17 protein-coding genes and 4 tRNA genes are annotated in these 20,121 nt (G+C 54.9%); 4 read left to right on the top strand and 17 right to left on the bottom strand.

Annotated features, from left to right (window positions below):
- Window positions 1–13: 13 nt before the first annotated feature.
- Both lptM and WH298_RS10475 read right to left on the bottom strand, forming a co-directional pair.
- On the bottom strand, window positions 14–217 hold the full coding sequence (gene lptM / locus WH298_RS10480) for an LPS translocon maturation chaperone LptM (RefSeq protein ID WP_009127837.1): 204 nt from the start codon (window positions 215–217) through the stop codon (window positions 14–16).
- A gap of 134 nt (window positions 218–351) precedes the next feature.
- On the bottom strand, window positions 352–2,913 hold the full coding sequence (locus tag WH298_RS10475; RefSeq protein WP_036621210.1) for a class I adenylate cyclase: 2,562 nt from the start codon (window positions 2,911–2,913) through the stop codon (window positions 352–354).
- A 317-nt stretch (window positions 2,914–3,230) separates the two neighbouring features.
- On the opposite strand from WH298_RS10475, the gene hemC reads away from it, so the two are divergent.
- The 4 genes from hemC to hemY are packed head-to-tail and all read left to right on the top strand — an operon-like array spanning window position 3,231 to window position 7,262.
- Window positions 3,231–4,172 carry a hydroxymethylbilane synthase gene (hemC, locus tag WH298_RS10470; protein ID WP_180822820.1) on the top strand — a complete coding sequence of 314 codons (942 nt, stop codon included), beginning with the start codon at window positions 3,231–3,233 and terminating at the stop codon, window positions 4,170–4,172.
- Window positions 4,169–4,909, top strand: coding sequence for a uroporphyrinogen-III synthase (gene hemD / locus WH298_RS10465; RefSeq protein ID WP_180822819.1), 741 nt, complete (start codon window positions 4,169–4,171; stop codon window positions 4,907–4,909). The genes hemC and hemD overlap by 4 nt, the downstream gene beginning before the upstream one ends.
- A 23-nt stretch (window positions 4,910–4,932) precedes the next feature.
- On the top strand, window positions 4,933–6,063 hold the full coding sequence (gene hemX, locus WH298_RS10460) for a uroporphyrinogen-III C-methyltransferase (protein ID WP_009127830.1): 1,131 nt from the start codon (window positions 4,933–4,935) through the stop codon (window positions 6,061–6,063).
- Between the two features lie 2 nt (window positions 6,064–6,065).
- Entirely contained in the window at window positions 6,066–7,262 is a 1,197-nt protein-coding gene (gene hemY / locus WH298_RS10455; protein WP_180822818.1) for a protoheme IX biogenesis protein HemY, read from the top strand.
- A gap of 576 nt (window positions 7,263–7,838) precedes the next feature.
- On the opposite strand, the gene WH298_RS10450 is transcribed toward hemY, so the two are convergent.
- The 15 genes from WH298_RS10450 to wzzE form a co-directional block, all read right to left on the bottom strand.
- A tRNA-Pro gene (locus WH298_RS10450) sits at window positions 7,839–7,915 on the bottom strand.
- 36 nt (window positions 7,916–7,951) lie between these two features.
- Window positions 7,952–8,038, bottom strand: a tRNA-Leu gene (locus WH298_RS10445).
- 16 nt (window positions 8,039–8,054) lie between these two features.
- A tRNA-His gene (locus tag WH298_RS10440) sits at window positions 8,055–8,130 on the bottom strand.
- Between the two features lie 92 nt (window positions 8,131–8,222).
- Window positions 8,223–8,299: transfer RNA gene (locus tag WH298_RS10435), tRNA-Arg, on the bottom strand.
- Between the two features lie 159 nt (window positions 8,300–8,458).
- A complete protein-coding gene (gene wecG / locus WH298_RS10430; protein WP_180822817.1) occupies window positions 8,459–9,193 on the bottom strand; it encodes a lipopolysaccharide N-acetylmannosaminouronosyltransferase in 735 nt (244 codons plus the stop codon).
- 28 nt (window positions 9,194–9,221) lie between these two features.
- The gene (wzyE, locus tag WH298_RS10425) at window positions 9,222–10,565 is read right to left on the bottom strand and encodes an ECA oligosaccharide polymerase (RefSeq protein WP_009127825.1); all 1,344 of its coding nucleotides are present in this window, start codon (window positions 10,563–10,565) and stop codon (window positions 9,222–9,224) included.
- A gap of 2 nt (window positions 10,566–10,567) precedes the next feature.
- Window positions 10,568–11,632: a TDP-N-acetylfucosamine:lipid II N-acetylfucosaminyltransferase gene (gene wecF / locus WH298_RS10420; RefSeq protein WP_180822816.1), complete on the bottom strand. Its 1,065-nt coding sequence runs from the start codon at window positions 11,630–11,632 to the stop codon at window positions 10,568–10,570.
- Window positions 11,629–12,882 (bottom strand): lipid III flippase WzxE, encoded by a 1,254-nt coding sequence (gene wzxE, locus WH298_RS10415; protein ID WP_180822815.1) that lies wholly within the window; start codon window positions 12,880–12,882, stop codon window positions 11,629–11,631. Before wzxE ends, wecF begins: the two co-directional genes overlap by 4 nt.
- Window positions 12,882–14,012, bottom strand: coding sequence for a dTDP-4-amino-4,6-dideoxygalactose transaminase (rffA, locus tag WH298_RS10410; RefSeq protein WP_180822814.1), 1,131 nt, complete (start codon window positions 14,010–14,012; stop codon window positions 12,882–12,884). Before rffA ends, wzxE begins: the two co-directional genes overlap by 1 nt.
- Window positions 14,009–14,707, bottom strand: coding sequence for a dTDP-4-amino-4,6-dideoxy-D-galactose acyltransferase (gene rffC / locus WH298_RS10405; protein WP_180822813.1), 699 nt, complete (start codon window positions 14,705–14,707; stop codon window positions 14,009–14,011). Before rffC ends, rffA begins: the two co-directional genes overlap by 4 nt.
- Window positions 14,685–15,566: a glucose-1-phosphate thymidylyltransferase RfbA gene (gene rfbA / locus WH298_RS10400; protein ID WP_180822812.1), complete on the bottom strand. Its 882-nt coding sequence runs from the start codon at window positions 15,564–15,566 to the stop codon at window positions 14,685–14,687. The genes rffC and rfbA overlap by 23 nt, the downstream gene beginning before the upstream one ends.
- A gap of 24 nt (window positions 15,567–15,590) precedes the next feature.
- Window positions 15,591–16,667, bottom strand: a complete 1,077-nt coding sequence (gene rffG, locus WH298_RS10395; RefSeq protein WP_180822811.1) for a dTDP-glucose 4,6-dehydratase — start codon at window positions 16,665–16,667, stop codon at window positions 15,591–15,593.
- Window positions 16,664–17,923, bottom strand: a complete 1,260-nt coding sequence (gene wecC, locus WH298_RS10390) for a UDP-N-acetyl-D-mannosamine dehydrogenase (protein ID WP_049852306.1) — start codon at window positions 17,921–17,923, stop codon at window positions 16,664–16,666. Before wecC ends, rffG begins: the two co-directional genes overlap by 4 nt.
- 2 nt (window positions 17,924–17,925) lie before the next feature.
- Window positions 17,926–19,050, bottom strand: coding sequence for a non-hydrolyzing UDP-N-acetylglucosamine 2-epimerase (wecB, locus tag WH298_RS10385; RefSeq protein ID WP_009127806.1), 1,125 nt, complete (start codon window positions 19,048–19,050; stop codon window positions 17,926–17,928).
- A 10-nt stretch (window positions 19,051–19,060) separates the two neighbouring features.
- Window positions 19,061–20,110, bottom strand: a complete 1,050-nt coding sequence (wzzE, locus tag WH298_RS10380; protein ID WP_180822810.1) for an ECA polysaccharide chain length modulation protein — start codon at window positions 20,108–20,110, stop codon at window positions 19,061–19,063.
- Between the last annotated feature and the right edge of the window lie 11 nt (window positions 20,111–20,121).

The raw sequence follows: 20,121 nt of genomic DNA, 5'->3' as shown, positions 1-20,121 counted from the left end.
TTACTCATAGAGTTTAGTTCGCCTGCGAACCAGGCTGGCTGGTGACCAAACCGCCGACATCAGCATCCTGAGCGGCTTTCTGCTGCTGCTCGGTAACCTGCTGATTAGGCTTGTTAGGCTGATCTTTCGGCGGGAAATATAGCGGTCCTTTTAGGCCACAGCCTACCAGGCTGACCAGTGCCAGCGCCATACCCAGCTGACTTATCACTCGTATCATTCTGTCTGCTCTTCTGTCCTTAAGCCATGGTTGCTTATCATCGCAGTTGACGATGTAAAAGCAACAGGAAATAGCCGCAAATCCAGCAGCAGGTCAGAGTTACAGCGTATCCCGCCGCGCGAACGCGGGCAGGATCAATGCATTTGGTAGCGCGGCTGGAAGTCGCCGTTGTCGTTATCAGGCTGCGTGGCGCAGAGCTGCGTCAGCGTTTGGCTGCGGAATGGAATCACCTGGAAACGCTCGCCTGTATTCACAATCTGGTAGAACTGCGGCAGGTTGAAATTGATAAAGCTGGAGCCGTAGGTAAAGCGATCGTGTGACGATGAGTAGAAACGACTCACATCACGTACCAGCTCTTCTTTACTGCCTTCGCAATGGTGATAAACCTCAACGCGGTTGGTTTCATCGAGGATATAGATGTTGAAGCCGCGATCGTCATTGGTGTCTTCAAAGAAGAACTGAATGATGCCTTCGCTGGCATAACCGTTAACCACCGGCGGCAGCGGCGTTTGGTTCGACTCCACTTTGATCGACAAGCCGTGCAGCTTGTTATTGGAAATCGCGCCATAGAATTCGACGGCGTTTTCCAGCTTCTGCACCGACACGCTCATGCGCTCGAAGAATAAGCCCCAGGTTTGGCCCGCCATACGTAACGCTTTGAAGCGGCCCGGTTCCTGACGCGTGCTCGACAGACGCAGCTCAATACACTCCGAAACCAGCTGCTGCACGCGCGTACGGATCAACCCGCGCAGATGCTGGCTGTAGCAAAACACTTCCACCGTATCCGGCGGTGCAGCATCCTGATGCATTTTGCCGAGAATGGTTTTCAGCGCTTCAATCATCGCCTGCTCACCGTTGAAGTGCAGCGTACGCACTTCATTCCAGGAGTTGCGATACAGCAGATCGATACTGCCAATCAGGCATTGCTGCTGCTGACCGAAACTGAACACATCCAGCTTACGGAAATCAAAATGCACCACCTGATTGCGGAATGCCGAGGTGGGATCGTGTTCCAGATTGACGATAATCGCCAGATGACGTATTTCGCACGGGCTATACAGCGCTTTTGGCGTTGGAGCCGGTACGCGCAACGGGAAGTGGCTCGATACATCGTTGACCAGTTCCTGCAGACGCGGTAGGTCGCACAGATCGTTGCCTTTCATGTGCAGGCGCGTTTTGCTGGTCAGCAAACCGTTAAACCACGCCCACGCCACCAGCTTGTTCAGATAGCGGTTATATTCCAGCGGCTGATGGCTGATGATTGAACTCATGTCCGGCGATTGGTTGTACAGATACCAGCCGGCGCGATTAGCGCGGCCCGCCGGGACGTGAATAAAGGTGAGATTCTCTTCCGAGAGATCGGGTGAAATTTGCGGGTTAACCAGCGTGACTTTACCTGGCAGCGCCTCAAACGCGGCATACAGTTTACGCGTCAGCACGCCGATATCTTGCGGGCTGGCGCTGACGCTTAAATTGTTGCGACGCGCAAAGCGGATCAGGTTGCGATAACTCTGCATCATCGCATCCAGCAGCTCATTGTGCGCTTCGCGTACCCGTTCTATTTTCCACTGCGATCGGTTATCCAGTACCGCCAGCTTCTCTTCATCCCAGCCCCACTCTTTGACCAGCTGCGAAAGAATCTCGCGACGCCAGCCAGTACGCTGATGATGGTGATCTTCGCTGGAGAGCTTTTCACACACTTTTAAGTAGAAACATCGACGCACTAAATCGAGGCGCGCCATGTCATCAACGCTGGTGAGATAGCGCGTCACGCGTTCCAGCATCATGCAGTAGGGATCGAGTCCGAAGCAGACAATTTCGCCATCATGCAGGCGCTGCTTGATATCCATCGACAGGAGCTGCGTATTGGGATATTCCCAGCTGTAGGCTTCCAGCAGCAGGGTTTTCAGCACCGCTTTGTACGGAGAATCGATACTTTTATACAGCTGCCACAAACTGGCGCCGAAGTACTCCTCCGCCGACAGCGTGCCAAGGCCGCCAAGGTCGAGCCACTCATTTGGCGTCAACACGCCCTGGGAATAGAGTGACATGACGTAATCGTCGTAATGGTGCTCTTCTTCGCCAGGCACCATGTTCCACAGGATGCGTTTACCCGCCATACGCACGGCGGTACGGTAAAACTCATCCAGCAGCAGAATATGTTGGGTAGAGCCGCAATCTTCACCGCCGAGGCTGCCGCTTTCATTGTGGCGGAAACGGTTCTCGTCAATCAGGAAGAAGCTGACTTCCACACCCATCGACACACACCATTTCTGCAGAAGCGTACACTTGCGCTGCAGATTGAGGCGCTCTTCATTATCCAGCCAGGATTGATGGCACACCCAGATGTCGAGATCGGAGATGCTGTTTTGCCCAACGGACGAGGTACTGCCCATGGAATAAATACCGGTAATTGGGCGTTCGCCAGCAACGGCATTGCTAAGATCGAGCGGCTGACCGCTTGTTAAGCTCTGCAGCAGCTGCTGTTGATTTTCATCGGGCGTGAAGAGGCAAACGCCATGCGGAACGCTACCTTCGAGGTAGCCCGGCATCAGCGGATGGTGGTAGTGCAAAAATGTTGGCAGCAGACTGTAGACTTGCTGGAAAGCAGGCCCCATAGCAGCCAGTGCGCGATCGACGCGCAGCTGGTTAATCGCATCCAGTCTCTGTTTCAGTGTCTCAATGTAGAGGTACAAGACGTTTCGCCTGATTGTCCCAGTGTTAAGCACCCTGTTTCCGCCATTTGCCGCTTAATAATAAAGATATTGGGCAAATTATTGCTGGAAACGTGATCAATCTAACACCTGGAGGATTGACCGTAAAGAAAGTTGCGCTACTTAACAGTTTAGCATGTTCCGAACGTAGCCCTGCTTTTTTCAGACTTCGACTTCAGACTGAGATCCTGATTATTTCAGGCTGAGTCTGACATCGCGGCCTTTTCAATCCGTTGAAACTGACAGCATTCCCCTATCAATGATAGGATATTCGATGAACGATCAAAATGGTTAACAGCATGTTAAACAAAATTTTCAGAATTGCTACCAGACAAAGTCCTCTCGCTCTGTGGCAGGCACAATATGTCCAACAGCGCCTGATGGCAGCCCATCCGGGGCTACAGGTAGAGCTGCTGCCGATGGTCACGAAAGGTGATGTCATCCTTGATACGCCGCTGGCCAAAGTGGGCGGCAAAGGGCTTTTTGTCAAAGAGCTTGAGTTGGCAATGCTGGAAGACCGTGCCGATCTTGCCGTGCACTCGATGAAGGATGTGCCGATCGATTTTCCGCAAGGGCTCGGTCTGGTGACCATTTGCGAGCGTGAAGATCCACGCGATGCTTTTGTCTCTAATCGTTACCACAGCATTGATGAACTGCCGCAGGGCGCGGTGGTCGGTACCTCCAGCCTGCGTCGCCAGTGCCAGATTAGCGCGCGTCGTCCAGATTTAGTCATCCGTTCGCTGCGCGGCAACGTTGGAACCCGTCTCGGTAAACTCGATGCCGGGGAATACGACGCCATCATTCTTGCTGCGGCAGGACTGAAGCGTTTAGGCCTGGAAGATCGCATCCGCCAGGCGATGCCCGCAGAGATCTCATTGCCTGCCGTTGGCCAGGGCGCTGTCGGCATCGAATGCCGTGTTGATGATGCGCAATTGATTACGCTGCTGCAGGCGCTGAATCACGATGATACCGCCGTGTGCGTGCGCGCTGAACGCGCGATGAACACGCGGCTGGAAGGCGGTTGTCAGGTGCCGATCGGTAGCTTCGCGGTACTGGAAGACGATCAGTTATGGCTGCGTGGTTTAGTCGGTTCACCTGACGGCAATCAGATGGTGGTAGGCGAGCGTCGTGGTCCACGCGATCAGGCCGAACAAATGGGCATTTCGTTAGCTGAAGAGCTGCTTGATGGTGGCGCGCGCGACATTTTGCGTGAAGTTTATCAGGGACAACCTCCCGCATGACCATCCTCGTGACCCGTCCGGAACCGGCTGCTACCGAACTGGTTTCGCGCTTGCGAAACCTGGGGAAGCTGGCATGGAGTTTTCCGCTCATTGAATTCACGCCGGGTCGCGATCTTCAACATCTGCCGCATCAACTTGCCGCACTGCAGCCGGGCGATCTGGTATTTTTGCTATCGCAGCAGGTCGTGACCTTCGCCCAACCCGCTTTACAGCACCACACCACAGCATGGCCCGAAGCACTCAACTATTATGCTATCGGTCGCAGCACCGCGTTGGCGTTACACACCGTCAGTAATCTGAAAGTAGACTATCCTCATGCGCGGGAGACCAGTGAAGAACTGGTGCGTCTGAATCGTTTGCAGCAGGTAAACGGCAAACGCGCGTTAATTCTGCGGGGCAGCCCAGGCCGCGAATTACTGGCAGAAACGCTGATTGAACGCGGTGCTGAAGTGCAGTATTGCGAGTGTTATCAGCGCTGTGAAAAACACTATAACGGCGCGATTGAAGGCCGCCGCTGGCGCGATCGCGGGATTACAACGCTGGTGGTCACCAGCGGTGAAATGTTACAACAACTCTTTTCTCTGTTTCCGCCGATTGATCGACGGGAATGGTTACTGCACTGTCGGCTTGTAGTCGTCAGTGAACGTTTGGCTACGCAAGCCGCTGAATTAGGCTGGCAGGACATTGATGTAGCCGATGGTGCCGATAACGATGCGCTGCTGCGCGCGTTACGCTGAACTTAACAATGGGATGAGCCATAATGACGGAACAAAAAGCCTCCTCCGCCATGGTTGAAGAAACCACCCCAGCGGACAATTCTCCCTCTCCAGCAACCAAGCCTCCTCGCGATAAAAAGAGCGATGGCAAGGTGCTGAGTGCGGTGGCGATTGTCATTGCGCTGGCGATTGGGGCGGGACTTTACCTCAATGGGAAACACCAGGCCGATTTACAGGCTCAAACTAATCAGAATCTGACTGAGCAGCTGAGCGCCTTGCAGCAGCAACTAGGCAGCGATAAACAGCAGCTGACGCAACAACTGGAGAGCGCCAACAGCGCCTTACAAGAGACGCGCACGCAGCAGGACAACAGTGCTAAAGAGCTGGAAACCCTGCGTGATAAAGTCGCCACCATTTCGGGTAACGATACCCGCACCTGGCTGCTGGCTCAGGCGGATTACCTCGTCAAACTGGCGGGCCGCAAACTGTGGAGCGATCAGGATGTCACTACCGCAGCAGCGTTACTGAAAAGTGCCGATACCAGCCTGGCGGATATGAACGATCCAAGTGTGATGAACGTGCGTCGTGCGTTGACGCAGGATATCAGCTCGCTCTCCGCAGTCAGCCAGGTTGATTATGACGGCACTATTCTCAAGCTCAATCAGCTGTCGAACGGCGTTGATAATCTGCGCCTGGCCGATAACGACAGCGATGATTCACCGATGGATGCCGATGGCGGTGAGCTCTCTAGCTCACTGCACGAGTGGCGACAAAACCTGGTGAAAAGCTGGCATAACTTTATGGATGATTTCATCACCATCCGTCGTCGCGATAACACCGCACAGCCGCTGCTGGCACCCAATCAGGACGTTTACCTGCGTGAAAACATCCGTTCGCGTCTGCTCATTGCTGCTCAGGCTGTACCGCGTCATCAGGACGAAATTTATAAACAGTCTATTGATGCCGTCTCAACCTGGGTACGCGCCTGGTACGACACCAATGATGCCGCCACCAAAGCCTTCCTCGCTCAGTTAGATGAACTGAGCCAGCAAAGCATTTCGATGGATGTGCCGGACACGCTGGAAAGTCAGCCGCTGCTGGAAAAACTGATGCAAACCCGTGTGCGTAATTTGCTGGCTCAGCCATCGGTTGCCGCTGACCAGCAGGGAGGCTAACCATGCTTAAAGTATTGGTGCTTTTCCTGCTGCTGATTGCGGGCATTGTAATCGGGCCGATAGTTGCTGGCCATCAAGGCTATGTGCTGATTCAGACCGACAACTGGAACATCGAAACCAGTGTGACGGGACTGGCGATTATCTTGATCCTCAGCCTGCTGGTAATTTTGTTAGTCGAGTGGATTCTGCGTCGCCTGTTCCGCACTGGCGCACGCACGCGCGGCTGGTTTACGGGCCGCAAGCGTCGTAGCGCGCAGCGTCACACGCAAAGCGCGCTGATGAAGCTAGCAGAGGGCGATTTCAAGCAGGCAGAAAAACTGCTGTCGAAAAATGCCGATCACGCCGATCAGCCGGTCGCAAACTACTTGCTGGCTGCGGAAGCGGCACAGCAACGTGGTGATGAAATTCGCGCTAATCAGCATCTGGAGCGTGCCGCCGAGTTGTCGGTGAACGATACCATTCCGGTTGAAATCACCCGCGTGCGTCTGCAATTAGCGCGTAATGAAGATCATGCTGCTCGTCACGGCGTCGACCGCCTGCTGGAAGTGGCGCCTCGCCATCCGGAAGTGCTTCGTCTGGCAGAACAAGCCTATGTACGTACCGGCGCGTGGGGTGCACTGCTCGATATCTTGCCTGCAATGCAAAAAGTGCAAATCAACGATGAAGCACAGCGCGACGCATTGCAGCAGCAAGCCTGGCTGGGCCTGATGAATCAGGCGATGGCCGATCAGGGTAGCGACGGCTTGAAAAAGTGGTGGCAGGACCAGAGTCGTAAAACGCGTCAGGAAACCGCACTGCAAGTGGCGATGGCGGAACATCTGATTGAGTGTGACGACCCGGATACGGCGCAAAGCATCGTGCTGGACGGCCTGAAACGCCAGTATGACGATCGTCTGGTGCTGCTGATGCCGCGTATTAAAAGCGGCGATCCGCAATCGCTAGAGAAAGCACTGCGCCAGCAGATTAAACAGCACGGCGCTACGCCACTGTTGCACAGTACGCTGGGTCAGATGCTGATGCGTCATGGTGAATGGCAGCAGGCGGCAGAGGCATTCCAGCAAGCGTTAGCGCAGCGACCGGATGCCTTTGATTATGCCTGGTTGGCGGATGTTTACGATCGTCTGCATCGCCCGGAAGACGCCGCGAAAATGCGTCGGGAAGGCTTGTTACTCACGCTGAAGACCAATCCCAGCACCTGATTATACGATTGTTACTTTTGTGCACGCCGGGCTTGTCCCGGCTTTTTTTTCGCCTGTGGCAAACGTAGATAAAAAAACACCTGCCATAAGCAGGTGTAAGATCAGGTCATTAAGACAACTGATGGCATCCGACTCAACGTAATGTCCTTCTTACTGCAGTAAAGCGTGCGCAAATACTGCCAGGCTGGACAACGGATGCCGTAAGGGGCTCTGCATCATTCCCAGGTTTATGTAGCATCAGCAAACATAAGAGGTGGAATGAGCATCTACAGGAATAGTATTGCACAAGCTGTGCCAAAACTGCAGATTACATAATAAGTTATTTTATATCAGTAAGATAAACCGATGGTGTACGCATAACTGTCGGCAAATCACGACGAAAGCGTTAAAAGCTGTCTCTGCAGAGAGACAAGCAATGCAAGGAATTGTCATGCTATTAAAAATCAAAGGGTTAGATGTTGCTTAATAGCGACAAAGCGCAGAATGGTGCGTTCGGGGAGCGTTAATTACGAAGTGAGGCGCGTTTGGCGGGAAGAAACGAAAAAAGCCTGCTTTCTCAAGCAGGCTTTTCGAATATGGTCGGCGAGAGAGGATTCGAACCTCCGACCCACTGGTCCCAAACCAGTTGCGCTACCAAGCTGCGCTACTCGCCGATTTTTTACTTCTTACCGCTACTGCGTAATTTTGCCTGGTGCGAAGGGAGGGACTTGAACCCTCACGTCCGTAAGAACACTAACACCTGAAGCTAGCGCGTCTACCAATTCCGCCACCATCGCGTGACCGAGCAAAATCTGGGGTGGCTAATGGGACTCGAACCCACGACAACTGGAATCACAATCCAGGGCTCTACCAACTGAGCTATAGCCACCATAAATCTGGTGCGTAAACGTGTCACGCTTACGTAAATTCACTGCATAACGCGGTTAAACCAACCACCGAAGCTCTTGCGCACAAACTAAATGGCGCGCCCGACAGGATTCGAACCTGAGACCTCTGCCTCCGGAGGGCAGCGCTCTATCCAGCTGAGCTACGGGCGCGTAGCGCCGTTGCGGATGGGCATACTACGGGCTTGACCTCATGCTGTCCAGCCCTTTTTTATAAAAAAAACGCGTTTGATTACGCTTTGTGCATTCCATCGATAATTACTGCAGTTTGAGGCGCTTACCCTGTCAACTCTGCTGGAAAAATCAGCAATTTCAGAGATCGCCGCGCCAATGGTAGCGTAAATATTTCAGCAGCTTTAATTGGCGACGCCAGCGTGAAGGTTGACGAATGAGACGATAAAGCCATTCCAACCCGGATTTTTGCCACCAGATTGGCGCGCGCTGAACGTGCCCAGTGAAAACATCATAAGTGCCACCCACGCCCATATAGAGCGCATGCGGCCAATATGCGCGGCAATCACGCATCAGCAACTCCTGACGCGGCGAACCCTGCGCTACCGTAACAATCTGCGCGCCGCTTGCCGCAATACGGGCAAACAGCGCCTCGCGATCTTCAGGGGCAAAGTAACCATCCTGACTGCCAACGATATTCACATTCCACTGCCGACGCAGCTTGTCGCAGGTTTCCTGCAACACTGCCTGACGTCCACCAATCAGAAAGACTGGAATGCCGCTGCGCCCAGCATGCTCCATCAGCGCTTCCCAAAGATCCGCGCCCGCGATGCGATTGACCTGCAGTTGGGGATATTTTTTGCGCAGCGAGCGGACGATGCTGATGCCGTCCGGATATTTGAATTCTGCCTCAGCAATCAACGAGCGTAACTGCGCATCCTCTTCCAGCGTCAGCATTTTCTCAGCATTTATCGCCACCAATGTGCCGCTGCGCGGCTTACCATCAGGCAAAAGAAAGCGCAGAAAGCTCGCCATATCGTTGAAGGCGTGAAGATCGACTCCGCGCAGGCTATAGCGCGGCTTATCGGTTTCCATGGTATGAATTTCCCGTTGTGCCCAGAAGTTAAGAGGGGCTGTGTAAAACCGGCTCGCTGCGCGGACGAATTAGCCCCGCGCGCGCCAACAGCCAGTACAACAATTTAGCCACCCACATGCAGGCAGCAAAAATCAGACAAAAGAACACCACGCGCGAGCCAAAAGCATCCAGCCCTTCACGTGCCAGCACGATCATGTTAAATACCGCGCCGAAGCAAAAACTCTGCAAAATCGCCCCGCTATATCGGTTACTGGTATCGCGACCATACAGATAAAGGTTATCAAAGCCCTTCATGAGCAGGCCCACGGCAACCGCGCCGATCGGGATAAACCACACGCCCCCCATCACCAGCAGCGAACCAAGCAGCGTAGGTGAAATAGCTAAGCCAGAATGGTTGTTTAACACTTCCCAGGTAAAGTAATTGGCGCTGTTCAAAATCATTGATGGACGCCCTGGCCACATCCAGCTGGGAATGAACACGTAGAAATCACGCCAAATCGGCGCCAATCCTTGAAAATCGATTTTGTCGTAGTTTTGCAGTAACAGTGCCAGATTTTCCCAAGGCGAGAAGGTATCGCGCGTCAGATAAAGGAAGGTGTAAAACGCCTCATCACCCACCACATCAAGGTTGTAGCGACGCAACGCCAGCCAAAACATGCCGCCAATCGCCATCACGCCGGCGCCGACCAGCATCCACAAGGTGATCCAGCCACGCGTAATACCGATAAACAGAAACAGCGCAAAAGCGATAATAATATTGGCGCGCGTGCCGCCCACCAGCGCGTAGGTCAGTAATCCAAATGCGACCGATACCAGCAAAAACCACAGCCACTGGCGCTGCGTTGGCTTGAGGAAGTAACGAATCAACATCGCCGGAATAAAGAAATAGAAGAAGCGCTTGAGCGCCACGCCGGACACTTCACTGGAGAAAATCTGGTTGTACGCCGACAGCCTGAACAACAGCAAGCCATTGTGCATAAAGAACACTGTTACGGTGCCAATGGCCACCAGCGCCAGCAGCAGGCAGGTTAGATGGGTTTCAACCCGGTTCATTTCCAGCCAGGGTTTGCGCGCTGGCGCATTAGCCGGCCGCAGCCGTACCTTGTAGCTGACGTAATAGATGGCATAAAAACTGGTGGCGGCCAGCAGCGCCTGCAGCAGATATTCCGCTGGCACCACCGCGACGTTAAAGCGGAACACCAGCACGCTGGTCAGCGGGAAGCCAAAATAGAAGGTCAGTAAAAAGAGAATGGTAAAGAACAGGTGGAAATTGAAGCGCACCCGTTTAAATTCTCGCCAGGTTAAAGTCAGAATGAAACCCAGCGAAAACAGATAAACCACCAGCAGACCACTAAACTGCATCAGGCTCATGTTCATTTCCTTTCACTCAGGGTTAACGCATCGCGCCAGCCTGCCAGATAACCCGGGGCAAAGAAGGCAATCGATGATTTATCACACTGCTTCAGTTGCCGCTGAGCTTCAGCGATACTGGCCGCATCCAGCGCATCTTCACTAAACAATACCGGCAAGCCTTGTTCACTGAGATCGCGCCAGAACGGATTTTTGCGGTTCAGCACGAAGGGAATATCAGCCTGAATCAGCAGACAAAGTGTGCCAATGCCTTGCTGACGTTCGAACATAAAATAGCCGAGCTGGCAGCGGCTAAGCAATGTCAGATAGGCACCAAAGTCGATCTTGTCGCGCAGCAAAGTGACCTGCCCCGCCGGAAACAAGCGCTGTGCGGCCGCAGCAATTTCGTCAATGTAGCCATGATTGTTTTCCGGATAGCCGAGCGGCACCACAATTTTTACCCGTTCGCCAAACTGCGCACGAATCGCCTCCAGACCGGCAATGTGGTGATTACTGCGATCGCCAGAGTTACCAAGCAGGATGGTGAAATCACAGGTTTCCAGCGACGCGGGGATTGCCATATCTGGCATGCGCGTCGGGAAATAGAGCAGTGAAGCCGGAACGCGCGGATGTCGTTGCTGGTAATGGTGCAAATCACCTCGCGTAGCAAATACTTGCGCTACGCGCCCCTGTGCCAGGCGGCGCAGCAGATAAAACAGCTGATACTTGAGCCCGCGTCCTTCTTCATAGAGATCCGCGCCCCACACATGCCAGAACGCCTGCTGACGGCGCAGTTTGCCGCTCAGTAACGCCAGCCAAATGCCCGGATTGAACTGGCCATGAAAGAAGAAGCGCTGCGAACGATCGGCTGCGCGCGCCACCACCGCCTGCGCCAATGCACGCTTACTGGTGAAGGTTTCAATCTGCAGTGACGAATAGGCATGCAGCGTTTCTGGCGCGCTGGCAACCACCATAAATTGACGCGGCGTATCGCCAGGCATCTCGGCGCTCATCACGTCATTAAAGAAACGCAGCACCGTATGATTGTGATGCGGGATATCCGATCCCAACACGTGAAATAAAGTCATTTTTTCCGGCAATAAATCAAGAAGGTGCCACAGCAAAGGGCGAAATAGAGTACGTAGGTGGCCATATAAGCCTGCGCGGCTCCAGCGGTACCGTGCAGCGGAATCAGCCAATGGGAGAAGCCGGTTAGCAGCGCAAACTGGCTAATTTCAGTCAGAATATAAAAGCGCAGCGACGCTTTGGCGATCACCAGATATCCGAAAACATAGGCGCCGACTTTAAAGACGTCACCACACAACTGCCAGACAAAAAGGTCACGCATGGCGCTGAACTGCGGCGAAAACAGCAGCCAGATAGCTACATCGCGTAGCAGCCACACGCAGAAACTGGCAGCGGCGACGGCTGGCAAAACAAAGCGCAGCGCACGGCCAATTTCACGCGCTATCTGCGGCTTAGTTTCCAGACGCGCCAGCGTAGGCAGCAACCAGACGCTAAAGGTGGCGGTGATAAACTGCAAATAGGCATCGGAGATGCTGGTAACGCCCTGCCATAAGCCGACCTGCGCCCAACCTTGCTGTTCTGCCAGCAAATTTCGCATCATCACCCACGCTACCGGCAAGGTGAATGAGGTAATCAGCGCCATCAGCGTAAACTTCGCCAAATTACGCGCCAGCTCGGGCTGCCATGTGGGCTTAAGCCAGCTCAGCGGTAATACGTCGCGATGGCGTCGCAGCATGATCAGGGCAGGAAAGACGACCAGCGCCGGTACCAGCGCCAAACCGACCAGCGCACCGGCGTAACCGCCCAGCCACCAGCACAATACATAACCAAGCACGCCAATCAGGCTTCCAGCGATAAGCGCCAGCGCATTACCGCGCGCATCGCGAAAACCTTTTAGCAGCGCCAGGGTCAGGTTAGCCCAGGCAATGCCGAGCTGGAGAAAGGCGACAATGCGCACCACATTTTCGTATTCAGCATGACCAAATAGCGCCGCGCTAATGGGCCGTGCCGCCAGTAAAAAAACCAGCGCCAACAGCGTAGAAAAGCCCAGCACCATCGCCGACGCCGTGCCGGTGACCGCACGTAATTGTTGCGGCTGTTGCTGATGCTGCGCCACCAGAGTGGTGACGCCGTTGAAGATACCCGCGCCTGCCAGCACGCCGAGTACGGTGATTAACTGGCGGAAGTTACCCGCCTGCCCGATACCTTCCGGTCCAAAACTGACCGCTAGCAGCTTCACCACCAACAAGCCGGCAACGATTTTTATCAGCGTGGAGGAGGCGGTCCAGACTGAGGCTTTGGCTAACGACATCAGGCAAAGAAACTCAACAGCGAACTGATCACCGTGCGCTGGTTATTATCTGAGAGGTTATAGAACAAGGGCAGACGCAGCAGGCGCTCACTTTCAGCGGTGGTAAACACATCCTCACCGTGGAAGCGGCCAAAGCGTTCACCCGCCGGCGATGAGTGCAGCGGGATGTAGTGAAACACCGTGAGGATTTCCGCTTCTTTCATCCAGTTGATCAGTGCCTGACGATCGTTGCTGTCGCGCAGTTTGATGTAGAACATGTGCGCATTGTGTTGGCAATGCTCCGGCACCACCGGCAGTTCAATACGACCGGCTGCTGCCAGCGGTTGCAGCGCATCATAATAGCGCTGCCATAGGCGCAAGCGCTGCTGATTAATATGCTCCGCCGCTTCCAGCTGCGCCCACAAATAGGCCGCTTGCAGATCCGCCATCAAATAGCTGGAGCCGATATCGCGCCAGGTATATTTATCCACCTGACCACGGAAAAACTGGCTGCGGTTGGTGCCCTTTTCGCGAATGATCTCAGCACGCTCTACCAGCTGCGCCTCATTGATCAGCGTCGCCCCGCCTTCACCGCCCGCGGTGTAGTTTTTGGTTTCGTGGAAGCTGAAGCAGCCAATATGACCGATGGTGCCGAGCGCGCGTCCTTTGTACTGCGACATCACACCCTGCGCGGCATCTTCGATCACATAGAGTTTATGCTTCGCTGCCAGTGCCATGATGCTGTCCATTTCGCAGGCCACGCCCGCGTAATGTACCGGCACGATAGCGCGGGTTTTCGGCGTGATCGCTGCTTCAATCAAGGTTTCGTCGATATTCATCGTATCGGGACGCACATCGACAAACACAATGGTCGCGCCGCGCAGCACAAAGGCATTGGCGGTGGAGACGAAGGTGTAGCTCGGCATGATCACTTCATCGCCGGGCTGCAGATCGATCAGCAGCCCGGCCATCTCCAGCGACGCGGTGCACGACGGCGTCAGCAACACTTTTTTGCTGCCAAAATGTTGCTCCATCCACTGCTGACAGCGACGAGTAAAGCCGCCGTCACCGCACAGTTTGCCGCTGGCCATCGCCGACTGCATGTATTCAACTTCGCTGCCGACAATCGGCGGTGCATTAAAGGGGATCATGTGGCTTTCCTGTAGAACCAGTAAGCGGTGCTTTCCAGCCGCGCACCGCTGCGTAAATAGAGGCGCATCGCCGCGAGATTGCTGAGCTGGGTGGCTACGCGCAGATGCGCAAGCTGGCGCACGCGGCCCCAGTCAGCGGCAGCGAGCAGTAAACGCTGGCCCACGCCACAACCTTGCGCGTCGGGCAATACCGCTAGCAGACCAATACGCATATCGCCGTCGAGTTCGCGCATTGAAACGAAACCCTGCAGCGCGCCCTGCTCATTGCAGGCTACCAGGCATTGGTTATCGAAGGTGCCGCGCACGGCGTTCTCAATCCACTGCGCATAGAAACGCCCGCTGTCAGCCGCATCAAACCACGGCGCGCGAAAGCGGCTTTGGCTAAACGCCTGCGCTGCGGCGGCTCGCAATGCTGGGATTTGCGCTTCCCGCGCGATGCGCACCCCGGTTTGCCGCTCGGTAAGTTTGATACCGATGGCGAGGTCGGCTTCACCTTCAACCAACTGAAAGCCGTGTTGGCTCAACGCATCGATCACCTCAACACGCTCAGCAGGCACTTTGGTTTGCCACAGCGCATACGGCTGTTCAAGCGCTTCCGCCAGCGGCAGATCGCCATCCAGCGTTAAACGAGCGCTGTTCTGGCCGAAGAAGTCATTTTCCCACGTAAGGGGATTAATATTGACGCGGACGGGCATGATGAACATCCAGCAGGTACTGGCCGTAGCCGGTTTTGGTGAGCGCCTGTGCTGCTGCCAGCAACTGTGCGTCGCTTAGCCAGCCGTTGCGCCATGCAATCTCTTCCAGGCAGGCAATTTTAAACCCCTGGCGTTTTTCAACCGTCTGCACAAACATGCTCGCCTCAATCAGGCTGTCATGTGTTCCGGTATCCAGCCAGGCAAAACCACGGCCCAATAGCTCAACAGATAGCTCACCCTGATCGAGGTACATCTGGTTGATAGCGGTAATTTCCAGCTCACCCCGCGCGGAAGGTTTAACCTGTTTAGCAAACTCCACCACGCGATTATCGTAAAAATAGAGGCCCGTTACCGCCCAGCGCGATTTCGGCTGCTGCGGCTTTTCCTCAATTGAGAGCGCGTTGAAGTCATCATCAAACTCCACCACGCCAAAACGCTCGGGATCCATCACCTGATATGCGAACACGGTAGCGCCGCGGCTGCGTGCGGCCACCTTCTTCAGTTTGGGGCTGAAGCCCTGACCGAAATAAAGATTGTCTCCCAGCACCAGGCAGCACGGGTCGTCACCGATAAAGGATTCACCAATGATAAATGCCTGCGCCAGCCCGTCCGGGCTAGGTTGTTCGGCATACGCCAGCTGGATGCCAAATTCGCTGCCATCGCCCAGCAAGCGTTCAAAGTGAGCGCGATCTTCCGGCGTGGTAATGATCAGAATTTCGCGAATTCCGGCCAACATCAGCACAGACAGCGGATAGTAAATCATCGGCTTGTCGTATACCGGCAACAACTGCTTCGAGATGGCGCGAGTAATCGGATGCAAACGCGTACCCGAACCTCCGGCTAAAATGATGCCTTTCATCGCTGCTCCTTCTGAATGGATAGTTTAGCGCGGTGCGGCCAGGCCCAGTCGCTCACCGCGATAGCTGCCATTAAGAATCGCCTGCCACCATTGTGGATTCGCCAGGTACCACTGCACCGTTTTGCGAATGCCACTTTCAAACGTTTCCTGCGGCGTCCAGCCAAGCTCACGTGCAATTTTGCTGGCGTCGATGGCGTAACGTAAGTCGTGTCCGGGACGATCGCTGACAAAGGTAATTAAGTCACGATAACGAGCGAGATGTGGTGCTCGCTGCTGGGAGGCCAGTTCATCCAGCAAATCACACAGCGTTTCCACCACCTCAAGATTGCGTCGCTCATTATGGCCGCCGATATTGTAGGTTTCACCTACTTTGCCGCTGCTGACAACGCGATAAAGCGCTCGCGCATGGTCTTCCACATACAGCCAGTCGCGAATCTGGCTGCCATTGCCATATACCGGCAACGGTTTACCGGCCAGCGCATGGATGATGGTGAGTGGGATCAGCTTCTCCGGGAAATGATACGGACCATAATTGTTAGAGCAGTTGGTGATGATCACCGGCAAACCATAAGTGCGCAGCCAGGCACGCACCAGATGATCGCTGCTGGCCTTAGTGGCTGAATAAGGGCTACTTGGCGCATATGGCGTCGTTTCGGTAAAGAAATCGTCACGGCCGTGCAGGTCGCCAAACACTTCGTCGGTAGAGATGTGATGCAGAATAAAGCCTTTTTTGCGCTCATCCGCCATGCCATTCCAGTAATGACGCGCCGCTTCCAGCAGTTGATAGGTGCCAACGATATTGGTTTCGACGAAGGCAATTGGGCCGTCAATTGAACGATCGACATGACTTTCCGCCGCCAGGTGCATGATGCAATCCGGCTGGTACTGCGTCATCACGCGATCCAGTTCGGCACGATCGCAAATATCCACCTGCTCGAAGGCGAAACGCGCATCCTGCTGTACCGGCGCCAGCGAGGCCAGATTGCCTGCGTAACTCAGCTTATCGACCACCACAACGCGATGGTCAGTGTTTTCAATCAGAAAACGTACCAGCGCCGAACCGATAAATCCTGCACCACCGGTAACCAAATACTGTTTCATCGCCAGACACCTTTAGTATCGACGATCCATGGCTGCGCAATCTGTGTAGCTTCAACCGCGCGGAACTGCGCGTGATCGACCAACATCACCAGAATATCCGCCTGTTGCAGCGCCTCTTCGGTTGCGACTAACGTGGCTTCGTGCGCCAGACGCTGCGGGATGGCCGTTACGTGCGGTTCAACCACCCAGGTTTGACCGCTGTGCCATTCGGCAATCAGATGAGCCACCGTCATCGCCGGACTTTCGCGCAGATCATCAATATTCGGTTTGAAGGCCAGCCCAAAGCAGGCAATGGTGACGTCGCTGGCGCGTTTGCCGCTGGCGGTAAGGCACTCCGCCAGCGCCTGTTTTACCTGATCCAGCACCCAGCCGGGCTTGGCATCATTCACTTCACGCGCGGTACGAATCAGTCGCGCCTGCTCGGGATTTTGCGCCACGATAAACCAGGGATCGACGGCAATACAGTGACCGCCCACGCCCGGCCCAGGCTGCAGAATATTGACGCGTGGATGGCGATTCGCCAACGCAATCAGCTCCCACACGTTGATGCCTTGCTCTGCACAAATCAGCGACAGCTCATTGGCAAACGCGATATTCACATCGCGAAAGCTATTTTCTGTCAGTTTGCACATCTCGGCGGTGCGCGCATGGGTTTCCACGCATTCGCCGCGCAGGAAAATGCGGTACAGCTCACTGGCCCGTGCGGAACAGGCTGGCGTCATACCACCAATCACGCGATCGTTTTCCAGCAGCTCGACCATCACTTTGCCGGGCAATACGCGCTCCGGACAGTAAGCGATAAACACGTCGCATGCATCACCGTGCTGCGGAAAGCGCAGGTCCGGACGCGCCGCCGCCAGCCACTCAGCCATTTGCTCAGTTGCGCCGACTGGCGACGTCGATTCGAGAATCACCAGATCGCCCGCCTTTAATACCGGCGCAATGGACAACGCGGCGGCCTGCACATAACTGAGATCCGGTTGATGGTCGCCGATAAACGGCGTGGGTACCGCAATCAGAAAAGCATCGGCGGCTTCTGCCTGCGTAGTGGCGCGCAGATATCCGTCTCGCACCGCGTCGCGCACCACATCACCCAGCTCAGGTTCAACGATATGGATATCGCCGCGATTAATGGTTTCGACAGCGCGGCTATTAATATCCACGCCAACGACTTTTTTTCCCCGTGAGGCAAAAACGGCCGCCGTTGGCAGCCCAATATAGCCCAGTCCGATAACGGAAATGGTTTCAAAACGCATGGTTATACTCTGTGTTGTTTTAGGGCCTGCAAGATGCGCGCGCAGGCATGACCATCGCCATACGGGTTGTGCGCGCGGCTCATTGCCTGCCAGGCTTCATCATCCTGTAATAGCAGGCTGACTTCCGCGACAATCTTACTGATATTAGTGCCCACCAGCTTCACCGTGCCGGCTGCAACGGCTTCTGGCCGCTCGGTGGTATCGCGCATCACCAGCACGGGCTTGCCGAGCGATGGCGCTTCTTCCTGTATGCCGCCAGAATCAGTGAGAATCAGCCATGAGCGGTTCATCAGCCAGACAAACGGCAGATACTCCTGCGGTTCAATCAGGATGATATTATCAATGCCGCTCAGAATGCGGTTTACCGGCTCGCTGACGTTAGGGTTGAGATGTACCGGATAAACGATTTGCACCTCTGGATGTTGGCGCGCTATCTGCGCCAGCGCGCTGCAAATACGTTCGAATCCGTCGCCAAAGCTTTCGCGGCGGTGGCCGGTGACCAGAATCAGCTTTTTGTCCTGGTCGAGGAACGGATAGCGCGCCGCAAGGCGAGCGTTAAGATCGGCATCATCAAGCACGCGATCGCGAACCCACAGCAGCGCATCAATCACCGTGTTGCCGGTAACGAAGATACGCGCATCGGGCAGATTTTCGCGTAACAGGTTCTGCCGCGAATTTTCCGTCGGCGTGAAGTGGTAGCTCGCCAGATGTCCGGTAAGCGTACGATTGGCCTCTTCTGGCCACGGCGACAGCAGATTACCCGTGCGCAGGCCCGCTTCTACATGACCAACGGGTATTTGGTGATAAAACGCCGCCAGGCTGGCAGCAAACGTGGTGGTGGTGTCACCGTGCACTAACACCACATCTGGCTGAAAATCAGCTAATACGGTTTTCATGCCCTGCAAAATGCGGCTGGTGATCTCCGTCAGCCCTTGCTCGGGGCGCATGATATTCAGATCATAATCGGGCTGAAGCTGAAACAGACGCAGCACCTGATCGAGCATTTCACGATGTTGAGCGGTGACGCACAAGCGCGACTCGAACGCAGCATCCTGCGCCAGCGCCTGCACCAGCGGAGCCATTTTGATCGCTTCAGGACGCGTGCCAAATACGGTCAGAACTTTCACATGACTTCTCTTAGTGGCTCGTTGGTAACGTTAAACGCGGACGACGCACCAGCGCCACTCCCGCACCGACCAGCGCGCCAATGACGCCCCACATGATCATCATAAACAGACGACGCGGACTGTCGCGCGATACCGGCTCTTCCGGCGTGCGCAGATAGCGATAAGTCTGGAATTGTTTATCCAGTCGCGGTCCGGTCTGCAGCGTACTCAGCATCGCTCTATTTTGATCATAGCTTAAATCGTAAGCAGGTCCGCTGGCTTGTAGGGTATCGAGTTGTGCCTGCAGCATTTGCTGCCCTAACAGGAAACGATCGCTGTCTGGTAATGCTTCACCCGTTGCCGGTGCGCGATTCTCTTTAATGCCCTGCTCGCTCGCCACTTTCAATGCCTGCTCAATACGCTGGCGTTGACGCGCAAACACCGCCTGCGCCACTTCTTGCTGACGATTAACCTGCGACTGCAGCTGCACGCTGCGTGCCTGCCAGGCACCTTTCAGCTCCGCGTTCAGATGACGCGCCGCACGCTCGCTGGCGTACGCAATATATTGACGCAGCAGATTGTTAGCATCACCGGCGGTTTCGGCGACCAGCTTGATGTTGTCCAGGATATTGCGCGCCGGATCGGCCGCCGTGAACTGGATGTTGGTGATCAAGTCATCGAGCAACGCCGCATCATTGTGCGCATTGCCGCTTTTACGACTTTTGAAGTATTCAGTCTGCTGCCAGAAATCCCGACGCGTATCCCATGATGCCAGTTGCATGGTGAACTCTTGATAAACCTCATCCATTACGGTCGGCGCGGGTGAACTGAGATTGAGCGTATTGGTGCGGACATCCAGATTATTGAGGAATTGCTGCTGAACAAAGAAATCACCCAGCATATTCACCGTTGGACGATCGGTGACCGCAGTGGTGCTCCACGCCTGCTTCATCAACATGGAAGCCAGCCATGCCAGCAGTGCAAACAGCACGGCCAGGCCAACAATCCAGCGCTTGCCACGCCACAGCGTACAAGCGAGGCCACGCATATCCAGTTCGTTCTCCACAATGGCAGAGTTCATAAAAAATCCTT

The sequence above is a fragment of the Pantoea nemavictus genome (assembly GCF_037479095.1).
Classification (GTDB): Bacteria; Pseudomonadota; Gammaproteobacteria; order Enterobacterales; family Enterobacteriaceae; genus Pantoea; species Pantoea nemavictus.
The sequence above is the reverse complement of the archived record's forward strand: the minus strand, read 5'-3'. Positions and strand labels throughout refer to the sequence as shown.